Below are 12,649 nucleotides of genomic sequence, written 5' to 3'. Positions count from 1 at the left end.
ACATTACTGCTGGAATTCTTCCGGCGTCAGCGTCTTCATCGACAGCGCATGAATCTCTTCCCGCATGCGGTCGCCGAGTGCGGCATAGACTAATTGATGACGCTGAATCAAACGCTTGCCTGCAAATGCATGCGATACGATCACTGCCTCGAAATGCGCGCCGTCCCCGCTTACTTCGATGTGCGTGCAATCCATGCCTGCAGAGATATAACTTTTAACTAATTCTGGTGTGGGCAACATGCTTATGCCTTTAAATATGGAATGATAAGTGAATAAATAAAAATGCTTTGCGAGCAATCAATGACGCAGCTGGTAACCATTTTTCAGCAACTGCACTGCCAGGCCTGACAGCAGCAACAGGAAGAACGCGACGGCAACACAGCTGACCAGAGGATCGACGTCCGATTGACCGAAGAAGCCGTAACGGAAACCGTCGATCATGTAAAAGAATGGATTAAGGTGCGAGACGGTTTGCCAAAATGGCGGCAAGGAATGCACCGAGTAAAAAACGCCGGACAGGAAAGTTGCGGGCATGATCAGGAAGTTCTGGAACGCCGCCAGTTGATCAAATTTTTCTGCCCAAATCCCGGCGATCAAACCCATAGTGCCCAGCATGCTCGCACCCAGAACACCAAAAATCAGTATCCACCACGGCGCCGCAAACGACATGTCTGCAAACCAAGCAGTCACCAGAAACACGCCGCTGCCAACCACCACACCGCGCACCACCGCAGCCAATACATAGGCGCCAAACAATTCCCAGTGCGACAAGGGCGTCAGCAAAACGAATACCAGGTTGCCGGTAATCTTGGACTGGATCAGCGACGATGAGGAATTGGCAAACGCGTTCTGCAACACACTCATCATCACCAGGCCAGGCACCAAAAATGCCGTGTATTTGACGCCGGGATAAACCTGTACATGATCTTCCAGCACGTGGCCGAATATCAGCAGATACAAAACTGCAGTCAAGATAGGCGCAGCAACCGTTTGTGTCGCCACCTTCCAGAAGCGCAGCATCTCCTTATAGAACAAGGTCTGGAAGCCGATCATTTTTCACCTTCCATGATCTGAATGAAAACATCTTCCAGATCGGCTTGCTGCAATTGCATGTCTTCGATGACGGCACCGCACAAGCGCAATTTTGCCAGTATCGGCTCGACGTCTTTGTATTCAGTGACGCGCAAGGTGTACTTATTACCCAGCACTAGTTCTTCCGGATGAGAAACCAAATCCTTCAATTCATCAGGCAAGTTGCCCGAGGCAAGCTGCACCACTAGTTGCGAACCGGAGATGCGCTTGATCAATGCCGACGTCGAATCCAGCGCAACGACCTGCCCCGCCTTCAACATCGCGACACGGTTGCACAAGGCTTGCGCCTCTTCCAGATAATGCGTGGTCAAGACAACCGTATGTCCCTCACGGTTAAGGCGTGAAATAAACTTCCATAACGTCTGCCGCAACTCAACATCGACACCCGCCGTCGGCTCATCCAGCACGATCACAGGTGGCTTGTGCACCAAGGCCTGCGCGACCAGCACGCGGCGCTTCATGCCACCCGACAAGGCACGCATATTGGCGTCTGCCTTGTTGGTCAGATCAAGGTGATGCATCACCTCGTCTATCCACGGGTCATTATTTTTTAAACCGTAATAGCCGGACTGCATGCGCAGCGTTTCGCGCACTGTAAAAAAAGGATCGAACACCAACTCTTGTGGCACCACTCCGAGCAGCTTGCGCGCCTGACGGTAGTCGCTTACGACATCGTGCCCATGCACTTCCACGGTGCCAGAATCAGCACGATTCAAACCCGCGATGATGGAGATCAATGTGGTTTTGCCGGCGCCATTCGGCCCGAGCAATCCAAAAAATTCACCCTCTTCGATCGACAGTGAAATGCCATTGAGCGCTTTCAGCGAGCGATAGCTTTTTTCGACATTGTTTATTTGAATTGCAGCCATGGTGGCTAATAGCACTTTATGGAAAATGGGAAACGCTGATCGTTGCCACTATTGGTTGCGCAACTCGCACTAACCGAATGGCGAAACCCTTGATTATATTGGATTTTCGTCTGGTACCGCGGTTTTAGGGCAGTTATGCAGAGAGCGACGAAAGGGAAGAGAGAGTGTTGACCGCTAGCGAAAGGTCAATGATGCGGCAGATCAGCACGCACAATATTCGGTGCGATCAGTGCGGTTACATCATAAAGAGAAATCAGACTGAGTAAATTACCGGGAATATTGCGAAAAGACAAAGAAATCGCCTTGGCCGCAGCGACCCGTTGCCAAGCCAGCATGGTTGCTACGGCTGCGGAATCAACAGTGACCAAAGCGGAAAAATCTATATCTGTCTGTCCCGAGGCGATCGCCTGCAAGCCCGCATCCAATGCCGTTTTCGCATTGTCGAAGGTAAGCGATACGCCGGGTTGAAACATGTTCACTTATTGTGCTGCTACAGTGGCCTTGCCAGTTTTAGCGATACTGCCGGCAAGTTTCTTGTTTTTATCCGACAACGCCTTGATCAAGCCATCGATGCCGCCTTTGCTGATTTCTGCAGCGAAGCTGCCTTTATATGTTTCTACCAGCCAAGCACCCAGAACATTAACGTCGTAGATTTTCCAGCCATTAGGCGACTTTGCCAGGCGATAACTGAGTTGAATCGGTTCGCCACGCGGCTGAATCACTTGCGTGTTGACGATCACTTCTGTATCAGCCGGATCAGCGCGCAAAGGACGATACTCCAGTTTTTGATCGCGAATTTGCGAAATCGCACCTGAATAGGTGTACATCAGCAAGCTGCGAAACTCTGTCGTCAATTGTTTTTGCTGTTCAGGTGTCGCGTCACGCCAGTGACGGGCAGCAGCCAGAGAAGTCATGCGCTGAAAATCAACATGCGGCAGGATTTTCTCTTCTACGACTTGTTGTACGCGACGCGAATCTCCACCTTGTATATCCTTATCGGACTTGGCGATGGTCATGACTTCTTCACTAATACGCTTGATCAATACATCAGGCGTCTCTTGCACCGCCGCTGTAACTGTAGAAGTGGCGAAGGTCATTACGGCCACCGCGAAAATAAACTTTTTCAAAAATTTCATCTTTTTCCGATTCTGTTTGTAACGAGTCCCACATTTGCTTGTACCATCCGTGCCGGACCCAAAAGAAATCCGGCGGAGGATTCACTCCTTGCACACTACATTAGTGCAACCGGCTCGTTTGCAAGGTTTTCGACAGCGTCCAATACCTGTGGTTCCAATGCTGTCTCAATAGCAACAGCCGTATCAGTTGCAGGCAGGAATGGCGCGGCATTACTTTGCGGGCCGATAGTCTTGTCAGCTGCCGGCTTGGTCGACTCGATACCGTCATTGACCTGGCTTTCACGACGCTGCAAATAAGCGCCGCGAATAAATGTGTAACGATCCAGCGCGACCTCTTCCAGCAAATTAGTTGCTTTCAAAGCGGAGGCACGCAAATCGATCACACGCACCACGGCACCGATATTACGCACATCAACCGGCGTAGTGTAAGTCCACAAATCGCCAGCTATATCCACTGGCAAAGCGGCCGTATCACGCACAGTCGAAGGGCCAAAAACAGGCAACACGACGTAAGGGCCGGAAGCGACGCCCCACTTGCCGAGAGTTTGGCCAAAGTCTTCTTTGTGTTTCGGAATGCCCGCTTCCGAAGCAATATCGAGCACGCCGCCCAAACCGAATGTGCTATTAAACGTTACGCGCATCACGTCCGAAAAGCCCTGATCAACCTTTCCTTGCAGGAAATTATTGACCATAGTCCACACGTCGCCGATGTTGCCGAAGAAATTGTTGACACCGGTCTGCACAAAAGAAGGTAAGACTTCCTGATAGGCAGTCGCTGCAGGTTTTAACGCAACGCGATCAAGCCCATCGTTAAAATCAAACATCGTGCGGTTGAAACCTTCAAGAGGATCATCCGGATTGCTGCCATTGGTAGTTGCGCAGCCGCTGAGAAGTAACGCCGCAGCGAACAGGATGGTTTTGCTCATGTTTTTCATTTTTGCTCTTCTTTCCCTTCGGCTGCCTTGCTAAAGAGGAATTGACTGATCAAATTCTCCAGCACTATTGCCGATTGCGTCATTGTAATTCTGTCACCTGCAGCGAGATTGGCGATATCGCCACCAGCTTCAAGCCCTATATATTGCTCACCCAACAAACCTGAAGTCAAAATCTTGGCTGACGTATCTTTTGGAAATTGATAACGACTTTCAATATCCAGCGTCACCGTTGCCTGATAATTTTTATCATCGAATGTGATATTGGCAACCCGCCCTACGACAACACCCGCACTTTTAACCGGCGCGCGTGGCTTCAAGCCACCAATGTTGTCGAAGCGGGTGATCACCGTGTAATTTTTTTCAAAAGACAGCGAACTCATGTTGCCAGCCTTCATCGCCAAAAACAACAGCGCGGCAGCGCCCAAGCACACAAAGAGGCCTACCCACAAGTCTAATGATTTTCGTTGCATAAACAGATACCTCAAATATGGGAGAAAGTGCTTTTATTTATATGAATCACTCATATAAATCGCCTCACCATGCATTACGATCAAAGCGCAAGAGGGGCGAACATTTTAATCGAAAAGTAAAATGCCCGCTCCCGACAACTCTTAGCTGAACATCAATGCCGTTAACAAAAAGTCTAGCCACAACACAGACAACGATGCAATCACGACGGTACGTGTGGTGGCCCGCGCCACACCCTCCGGCGTCGGCTGCGCCTGATACCCTTGATACAACGCGACAAATGTGACTGCAAAACCAAATACGATGCTTTTAATCACGCCGTTAGCCACGTCATTCCAAACGTCGACACCACCTTGCATCTGCGACCAGAACGCACCTTCATCGACACCTATCATCTGTACGCCAACGATGTAGCCGCCAATAATGCCAACTGCGCTGAAAATTGCCGCCAATACCGGCATCGCAATAACCCCCGCCCAGAAACGCGGCGCCAGCACACGTTGCAGCGGATTGACTGCCATCATTTCCATTGCGGACAATTGTTCTCCGGCTTTCATTAAACCGATTTCTGCGGTCAGTGATGTGCCGGCCCGACCTGCGAACAATAAAGCAGTCACTACCGGGCCCAGTTCACGCGTCAACGATAGGGCAACTAGCAAGCCCAGTGCCTGCTCGGAGCCGTATTTGTTCAGTGTGTAGTAGCCTTGCAGACCAAGCACAAAGCCAACAAATAAACCTGCCACGGCAATCAGTACCAGTGAGTAGTTGCCGATAAAATGAATTTGGGCGACTACCAGGCGCGGGCGGCGAAGCAAGTCGCCGGAAGCGCCGATCACAGCAAAAAAAGTGCGCGTGGCAAATCCGAGATTCGTCACAAACTCACGCACACCGCACCCGATCATCGTTAGAAACGTAACTACTATCATGTGCGCCCCCCAAAACCCAAGTCATCCGACAGCGACGCGCCTGGATAATGAAACGGTACCGGACCATCAGGCTCAGCATTGACGAACTGCTTCACATACGGATCGGTCGAACTCGTCATTTCTGCAGGGGTGCCTTGCGCTACCACCTTGCCACTGGACAGAAAGTAGACATAGTCGGCGATCAAAAACGATTCATGCACATCGTGCGACACCAGAATAGTGGTCGAGCCCAAGGCGTCATTTAATTTTCGAATCAAATTCGCCGTCATGCCCATAGAGATAGGATCGAGACCGGCAAACGGCTCGTCATACATGATCAGTTGCGGATCAAGAGCAATCGCGCGGGCTACCGCAACGCGACGTGCCATGCCGCCGGAAATCTCGGCCGGTTTTAGCTTTGCGGCATTACGCAAGCCAACCGTATGCAACTTCATCAGAACCAGATCGCGAATCAACTGTTCCGACAGATTGGTGTGTTCGCGCAATGGGAAGGCAACATTATCGAAGACCGACATATCGGTAAACAATGCGCCGTGCTGGAACAACATACCCATTTTGCGGCGCAACTGATACAGCGCCTTGGTTTCCAGGGAGTGCACGATTTGACCATCGACCGTCACCTTGCCTGACTGCGGCTGCAACTGCCCGCCTATCAGGCGCAAAACGGTGGTTTTGCCCGATCCCGAGCCACCCATGACGGCAATGACTTTGCCACGCGGGAAATCCATGGTGAGTTCCGACAAAATCGGACGCTCTCCATAGCCAAAATGTAGATCACGGATTTCAACAAGATTAGGCACAGCGACGTATTTCTATTGCAATGCCGTAATTGTAGTTCAGAACGAGAATTCGCTCTTGCTCATACGATTTTTGAATAACTGCATTTTTGCAAAGCGTTGTAAAAAAGCCCGCTGCTTCGTGAAAAGCAGCGGGCTTTTTATCTAGCGATGCCGATTAACGCGGCAAAACCGATTCGCCCATCAGGAATGCATCAACTTCACGTGCACATTGACGACCCTCGCGAATTGCCCAGACGACCAAAGATTGACCGCGACGCATATCGCCGGCAGCAAATACTTTATCGACTGAAGTGCGATAGCAACCTTCACCATCCGTGGTTGCCTTGGCATTGCCGCGCGCATCTTTTTCGACGCCAAATGCTTCGAGCACCTGCGCGACTGGCGACACGAAACCCATCGCCAGCAATACCAGATCAGCTTTCATTTCGAATTCTGAATTCGGCACTTCCTGCATGCGGCCATCTTTCCATTCGACGCGCGCAGCAATCAGTTTTTCAACTTTGCCGTTTTTACCTTCGAGACGTTTGGTCGCAACCGCCCAATCACGTTCGCAGCCTTCTTCATGCGAAGACGAGGTGCGCAGCTTGGTTGGCCAGTAAGGCCAGACCATAGGCTTGTTTTCTTCTTCCGGCGGTTGCGGCAACAATTCAAATTGCGCAATGGATGCGGCACCGTGACGATTCGAAGTACCAACGCAATCGGAACCGGTATCGCCGCCGCCGATCACGACTACATGCTTGCCGGTCGCCAGCAATTGATCCTTGACCTTATCACCGGCATTGACCTTGTTTTGCAAAGGCAGGAAGTCCATCGCGAAATGCACGCCTTTCAACTCGCGACCAGGAACCGGCAGATCGCGCGGCTGTTCTGCGCCGCCGGAGATGATCACTGCGTCGAAATCCTTGTTCAACTGTTCCGGCGAAATCGTTTCCTTTGCCCAGTTGATGATATTCGATGGGAAATCCTTGCCAACCAATACGCTGGTGCGGAATTTCACGCCTTCGGCTTCCATCTGCTTGACGCGCAAGTCGATGTGCGATTTTTCCATCTTGAAGTCAGGGATGCCATAACGCAGCAAGCCGCCGACCCTATCGTTCTTTTCGAACACGGTTACATCGTGACCGACGCGCGCCAGTTGCTGCGCAGCTGCCATACCGGCAGGACCGGCACCGACGACGGCAACTTTCTTGCCAGTTTTAACAGTTGCAGGTTGCGGCACAACCCAACCGCTTTCCCAACCCTTGTCGATTATGAAATGCTCGATCGACTTGATGCCGACTGGATCGTCATTAATGCCGAGTGTGCATGCGGATTCACACGGCGCAGGGCAAATGCGACCGGTAAATTCCGGGAAATTGTTGGTCGAGTGCAAAGTGTCCAGCGCTTGCTTGTACGCGCCGCTGTACACCAGATCATTCCAGTCGGGAATGATGTTATTGACCGGGCAGCCGTTATTACAAAACGGAATGCCGCAATCCATGCAGCGTGTTGCCTGAATTTTTGCTTCGGAATCGCTCAAATGCAGCGTGAATTCCTTGTAGTGCGCGGTGCGTTTTTCCGGTTCTTCGCTCGCTTCACGCAAGCGCTGAAATTCCATAAAGCCGGTAATCTTTCCCATGTTTCTCTCGCCTTCTAGACCATTCGTTGCGGCCAGCTCTGTTCGAGCTGGCCATGACATCGTTTGCGGACTGTTTATGCAGTCTTACACTGCGACCTTGGTGGACACTGCCTGCTCAGCCTTGACAGCATGCATCTCGGCCAGCGCGCGCTTGTATTCCGATGGGAATACTTTGACGAACTTGCTGCGTGCGCTGCTCCACTCATCCAGTAAAGCCCGTGCGCGTGTACTGCCGGTGTACTTGAAGTGACGCTCGATCAAACCTTTGAGAATTGCTTCATCGGTTTGCGCATCGGCACCGCGTACATGGCTATGCCAGGAATTGTGTTCTGCCTTGTCTTCCTGCTCTGCTGCAGATTGAACGGCATGCAAAGAGACCATGGACATATTGCACTTACCGGCGAATTCACCTTTAGGATCGTATACATAAGCGATACCACCGGACATGCCGGCAGCAAAGTTACGTCCGGTCTCGCCCAGCACTACAACTGTGCCGCCTGTCATGTATTCGCAACCGTGATCGCCAGTGCCTTCGACAACCGCAATCGCGCCGGAGTTACGTACAGCAAAACGTTCGCCTGCCACGCCATTGAAAAATGCCTCACCGGCAACCGCACCGTACAACAAGGTGTTGCCGCTGATGATGTTTTCTACTGCACGACCACGGAACTCGGTGTTCGGACGCACAATGATGCGACCGCCCGACAAGCCCTTACCAACGTAATCGTTACCTTCGCCGACCAGATCCAGCGTAATACCGTGGGCCAGGAATGCGCCGGCCGATTGACCTGCTGTACCTTGCAACTGGATGTGGATGGTGTCATCAGGCAAACCTTCATGGCCGTATTTCTTCGCGACCTGACCGGACAACATCGCACCAACAGTACGGTTGACGTTTTTGATCGTTGAAATGAACGAGACTTTTTCGCCATGGTCGATGGCCGCTTTCGCTTGCGCGATCAACTTGTTGTCCAGTGCTTTTTCCAAAGCGTGATCCTGGACTTCGGTGTGATAGCGCGCAACGCCTTCTGCCACTGGCGGTTGATAGAACATGCGACTGAAATCCAGGCCCTTGGCTTTCCAGTGTGTAATCGCTTTGGATTTGTCCAGCAGATCGGCACGGCCTATCAATTCATCGAATGTACGGATACCCAGTTGCGCCATGATCTGACGCGCTTCTTCTGCGATGAAGAAGAAATAATTAACCACGTGCTCAGGCTTGCCGGAGAACTTGGCGCGCAAAACAGGGTCTTGCGTCGCGACGCCGACCGGGCAGGTGTTCAGATGGCATTTGCGCATCATGATGCAGCCTTCAACGACCAACGGAGCCGTCGAGAAACCCATTTCATCCGCGCCCAGCAGTGCAGCGACGACCACGTCACGACCGGTTTTCATCTGACCATCGGCCTGTACGCGAATACGCGTGCGCAAGCCATTCAGGATCAGAGTCTGCTGTGTTTCCGCCAGACCCAACTCCCATGGAGAACCGGCGAACTTGACCGACGACAATGGTGATGCACCTGTGCCGCCATCATGGCCGGCGATCACAACGTGATCTGCTTTCGCTTTTGCCACACCGGTTGCAACCGTGCCTACACCAACCTCAGCAACGAGCTTGACTGAGATCGAAGCAGTTGGATTCACGTTTTTCAAATCGTGAATCAGCTGCGCCAAATCTTCGATCGAATAAATATCGTGATGCGGCGGTGGCGAAATCAAACCGACGCCAGGTACCGAAAAACGCAGGCGTGCGATGTACTCGGATACTTTATGGCCAGGCAATTGACCGCCCTCGCCAGGTTTTGCACCTTGCGCCATCTTGATCTGGATCTGCTCAGCCGATGTCAGGTATTCGGTAGTGACACCGAAACGGCCCGAAGCCACTTGCTTGATCTTCGATCGCAGCGAATCGCCGGGCATCAAAGGCATGTCGACTTCAACCACGTCTTTGCCAATCACCGATGCCAGTGTCGAACCATCCTTGATAGGAATCCCGCGCAGTTCCGAGCGATAACGCTTGGTATCTTCACCCCCTTCGCCGGTATTCGATTTGCCACCGATGCGATTCATTGCAATCGCGAGGGTTGCATGCGCTTCAGTCGAGATCGAACCGAGCGACATTGCACCAGTAGCGAAACGCTTGACGATTTCTTTTGCCGGCTCAACTTCATCCAGCGGAATCGCGCTGGATGGATCGAATTTGAATTCGAACAAGCCACGCAAGGTCATGTGACGCTTCGATTGATCGTTGATGATCTGCGCGTACTCTTTATAGGTGCTGAAGTTATTGGCGCGTGTCGAGTGCTGCAATTTCGCAATCGCATCCGGCGTCCACATATGTTCTTCACCACGCACGCGATACGCGTATTCACCACCCGCATCGAGCGAATGTGCGAGTACTGGATCAGCGCTGAATGCAGATTTGTGCAAACGCAAAGCTTCTTCCGCCACTTCAAACACGCCTATACCTTCAACGTTGGATGAAGTCCCTTTGAAGTATTTCTGGATCAGCGATTTGTTGAGGCCGATGGCTTCAAAAATCTGCGCGCCGCAATACGACATATAGGTAGAAATACCCATTTTCGACATGACTTTCATCAAGCCTTTGCCGACGGCTTTCTGGAAGTTGGCGATTGCTTTTTCTGGCGACAAGTCACCTGGCAAGCCTTTCGCCATTTCGCTCACGGTATCCATCGCGAGGTAAGGATGAATTGCTTCGGCGCCGTAACCTGCCAGCAATGCGAAGTGATGTGTCTCGCGTGCGGAACCGGTTTCCACCACCAGACCAGTGGAGGTACGCATACCTTTGCTGACCAGGTGCAAGTGAATTGCAGACGTTGCCAGCAATGCGGGAATGGCCACATTGGCTTCATCGATCCTGCGATCGGAAATGATGAGAATGTTGTGACCGGATTGCACGGCATCGACGGCTTGTGCACACAGCGATGCCAGACGCGCCTCGATACCATCCTTGCCCCACGCAGTCGGGTAGCAGATGTTCAATTCATGCGATTTGAATTTGCTGCCTGTGTGTGCGCCGATGTTACGCAGCTTCGCGATATCCGCGTAGTCGAGTATCGGCTGCGACACTTCCAGACGCATCGGCGGATTGATGTTGTTGGTGTCGAGCAGGTTAGGCTTCGGTCCGATGAAAGACACCAGCGACATCACCATCGCTTCGCGTATCGGATCGATAGGTGGATTGGTGACTTGCGCGAACAACTGGCGGAAGTAGTTATACAGCGTCTTGTCTTTGTTCGACATGACAGCCAGCGGCGAATCGTTACCCATCGAGCCGGTTGCTTCTTCCGCCGTGATCGCCATAGGCGACATCAGGAATTTCAAATCTTCCTGTGTATAACCGAATGCCTGCTGCAAATCGAGCAGTGGCGTGGTCGGTTTGGCTTCGGCCGCTTCCTTGTTCAATTCGTCAAGCTTGATACGTACCGACTCAATCCATTGCTTGTATGGCTTGGCGTTTGCGTACGTGTCTTTCAATTCTTTGTCGTCAATGATGCGACCGGCATCCAGATCGATCAAGAACATTTTGCCTGGTTGCAGGCGCCATTTTTGAATGATCTTCGATTCTGGAATCGGCAATACACCGGATTCGGATGCCATCACCACCAGATCGTCGTCGGTCACGATGTAACGCGCAGGACGCAAACCGTTACGATCCAGAGTGCCGCCGATATGACGACCATCGGTAAATGCCATTGCAGCCGGGCCATCCCATGGTTCCATCATTGCAGCGTGATATTCATAGAAGGCACGGCGATTGTCATCCATCAAAGTATGGTTTTCCCATGCTTCCGGAATCATCATCATCATTGCTTGCGCAATTGGATAGCCAGCCATCACCAGCAGTTCGAGTGCATTGTCGAAACATGCGGTATCGGATTGGCCTTCATAAATCAGCGGGAACAATTTTTTCAAATCGTCTCCCAGCACTGCCGACTTCATTACACCTTCGCGCGCGCGCATCCAGTTGAAGTTGCCTTTGACTGTATTGATCTCGCCGTTATGCGCGAGCAAGCGGTATGGATGGGCCAGCGGCCATTCAGGGAAGGTGTTGGTCGAGAAGCGTTGATGCACCAGTGCCAGTGCGGAAACGCAACGCGGATCTTGCAGATCTTTATAGTATTCACCGACCTGATCGGCCAGCAGCAAACCCTTATAGACAACTGTGCGTGCCGACATCGATGGCACGAAGAATTCCTGACCGTGCAACAAATGCAAGGCTTGGATCGCATGGCCTGATGCTTTACGGATCACGTACAGTTTGCGTTCCAGCGCATCGGTAACCATGATGTCCTGACCGCGACCGATGAATATCTGGCGAATCACAGGCTCTTTTTCACGCACGGTCGGCGACATCGGCATTTCTTTGTCGACCAGTACATCGCGCCAGCCCAGAACGACCTGGCCTTCAGCCAGCACCGAGCGTTCGAGTTCTTGTTCGCAAGCGATACGGGATGCGTTTTCCTTCGGCAGGAAAACCATACCCACACCGTATTCGCCCGCTGGCGGCAAGGTTACACCCTGCTTCGCCATCTCTTCGCGGTAATACTGGTCCGGGATCTGGATCAGGATACCGGCACCGTCGCCCATCAGCTTGTCGGCACCGACAGCGCCGCGATGATCGATATTTTTGAGGATGAGCAAACCTTGCTCAACGATAGAATGGCTTTTCTTGCCTTTGATGTGGGCGACAAAACCTACGCCACAAGCATCGTGTTCATTAGCCGGATCGTACAAACCTTGCGCATGCATAGCCTTCTCCACTACTTTTCAAGTTGAGGCTG

General features: G+C 52.0%; 11 protein-coding genes. All 11 read right to left on the bottom strand.

What is annotated here, in order from left to right; all coding sequences use genetic code 11:
- Positions 1–3 precede the first annotated feature (3 nt).
- Positions 4–240, bottom strand: a complete 237-nt coding sequence (locus ACFQO0_RS08315) for a BolA family protein (protein WP_382233560.1) — start codon at positions 238–240, stop codon at positions 4–6.
- A gap of 57 nt (positions 241–297) precedes the next feature.
- Complete coding sequence (locus ACFQO0_RS08310; RefSeq protein WP_382233558.1) at positions 298–1,053, bottom strand: ABC transporter permease; 756 nt, start codon at positions 1,051–1,053, stop codon at positions 298–300.
- Positions 1,050–1,961, bottom strand: coding sequence for an ABC transporter ATP-binding protein (locus tag ACFQO0_RS08305; protein WP_382233556.1), 912 nt, complete (start codon positions 1,959–1,961; stop codon positions 1,050–1,052). Before ACFQO0_RS08305 ends, ACFQO0_RS08310 begins: the two co-directional genes overlap by 4 nt.
- A gap of 185 nt (positions 1,962–2,146) precedes the next feature.
- Positions 2,147–2,434, bottom strand: a complete 288-nt coding sequence (locus ACFQO0_RS08300; protein ID WP_382233554.1) for an STAS domain-containing protein — start codon at positions 2,432–2,434, stop codon at positions 2,147–2,149.
- Between the two features lie 6 nt (positions 2,435–2,440).
- A complete protein-coding gene (locus tag ACFQO0_RS08295) occupies positions 2,441–3,097 on the bottom strand; it encodes an MlaC/ttg2D family ABC transporter substrate-binding protein (RefSeq protein ID WP_382233552.1) in 657 nt (218 codons plus the stop codon).
- Positions 3,098–3,192: 95 nt separating this feature from the next.
- Positions 3,193–4,032 (bottom strand): MlaA family lipoprotein, encoded by an 840-nt coding sequence (locus ACFQO0_RS08290; RefSeq protein ID WP_382233550.1) that lies wholly within the window; start codon positions 4,030–4,032, stop codon positions 3,193–3,195.
- Entirely contained in the window at positions 4,029–4,502 is a 474-nt protein-coding gene (gene mlaD / locus ACFQO0_RS08285) for an outer membrane lipid asymmetry maintenance protein MlaD (RefSeq protein ID WP_382233548.1), read from the bottom strand. Before mlaD ends, ACFQO0_RS08290 begins: the two co-directional genes overlap by 4 nt.
- A 141-nt stretch (positions 4,503–4,643) precedes the next feature.
- Positions 4,644–5,426, bottom strand: coding sequence for a lipid asymmetry maintenance ABC transporter permease subunit MlaE (gene mlaE / locus ACFQO0_RS08280; protein ID WP_382233546.1), 783 nt, complete (start codon positions 5,424–5,426; stop codon positions 4,644–4,646).
- The gene (locus tag ACFQO0_RS08275) at positions 5,423–6,226 is read right to left on the bottom strand and encodes an ABC transporter ATP-binding protein (RefSeq protein WP_382233544.1); all 804 of its coding nucleotides are present in this window, start codon (positions 6,224–6,226) and stop codon (positions 5,423–5,425) included. The genes mlaE and ACFQO0_RS08275 overlap by 4 nt, the downstream gene beginning before the upstream one ends.
- 154 nt (positions 6,227–6,380) lie before the next feature.
- On the bottom strand, positions 6,381–7,844 hold the full coding sequence (locus ACFQO0_RS08270) for a glutamate synthase subunit beta (RefSeq protein ID WP_382233542.1): 1,464 nt from the start codon (positions 7,842–7,844) through the stop codon (positions 6,381–6,383).
- A gap of 84 nt (positions 7,845–7,928) precedes the next feature.
- Positions 7,929–12,617 carry a glutamate synthase-related protein gene (locus ACFQO0_RS08265; RefSeq protein ID WP_382234077.1) on the bottom strand — a complete coding sequence of 1,563 codons (4,689 nt, stop codon included), beginning with the start codon at positions 12,615–12,617 and terminating at the stop codon, positions 7,929–7,931.
- Positions 12,618–12,649: the final 32 nt, after the last annotated feature.

Source organism: Herminiimonas aquatilis, from assembly GCF_042665175.1.
Lineage (GTDB): Bacteria > Pseudomonadota > Gammaproteobacteria > Burkholderiales > Burkholderiaceae_D > Oxalicibacterium > Oxalicibacterium aquatilis.
This window is presented reverse-complemented; position numbering and strand designations above follow the sequence as displayed.

What these genes read in the sequence shown, in the direction of transcription:
- mlaE (WP_382233546.1), bottom strand. Translation starts at nt 5,426, where the DNA reads ATGATAGTAGTTACGTTTCTAACGATGATCGGGTGCGGTGTGCGTGAG.
- ACFQO0_RS08265 (WP_382234077.1), bottom strand. Translation starts at nt 12,617, where the DNA reads ATGCATGCGCAAGGTTTGTACGATCCGGCTAATGAACACGATGCTTGT.
- ACFQO0_RS08310 (WP_382233558.1), bottom strand. Translation starts at nt 1,053, where the DNA reads ATGATCGGCTTCCAGACCTTGTTCTATAAGGAGATGCTGCGCTTCTGG.
- ACFQO0_RS08290 (WP_382233550.1), bottom strand. Translation starts at nt 4,032, where the DNA reads ATGAAAAACATGAGCAAAACCATCCTGTTCGCTGCGGCGTTACTTCTC.
- ACFQO0_RS08300 (WP_382233554.1), bottom strand. Translation starts at nt 2,434, where the DNA reads ATGTTTCAACCCGGCGTATCGCTTACCTTCGACAATGCGAAAACGGCA.
- ACFQO0_RS08305 (WP_382233556.1), bottom strand. Translation starts at nt 1,961, where the DNA reads ATGGCTGCAATTCAAATAAACAATGTCGAAAAAAGCTATCGCTCGCTG.
- ACFQO0_RS08270 (WP_382233542.1), bottom strand. Translation starts at nt 7,844, where the DNA reads ATGGGAAAGATTACCGGCTTTATGGAATTTCAGCGCTTGCGTGAAGCG.
- ACFQO0_RS08295 (WP_382233552.1), bottom strand. Translation starts at nt 3,097, where the DNA reads ATGAAATTTTTGAAAAAGTTTATTTTCGCGGTGGCCGTAATGACCTTC.
- ACFQO0_RS08315 (WP_382233560.1), bottom strand. Translation starts at nt 240, where the DNA reads ATGTTGCCCACACCAGAATTAGTTAAAAGTTATATCTCTGCAGGCATG.
- mlaD (WP_382233548.1), bottom strand. Translation starts at nt 4,502, where the DNA reads ATGCAACGAAAATCATTAGACTTGTGGGTAGGCCTCTTTGTGTGCTTG.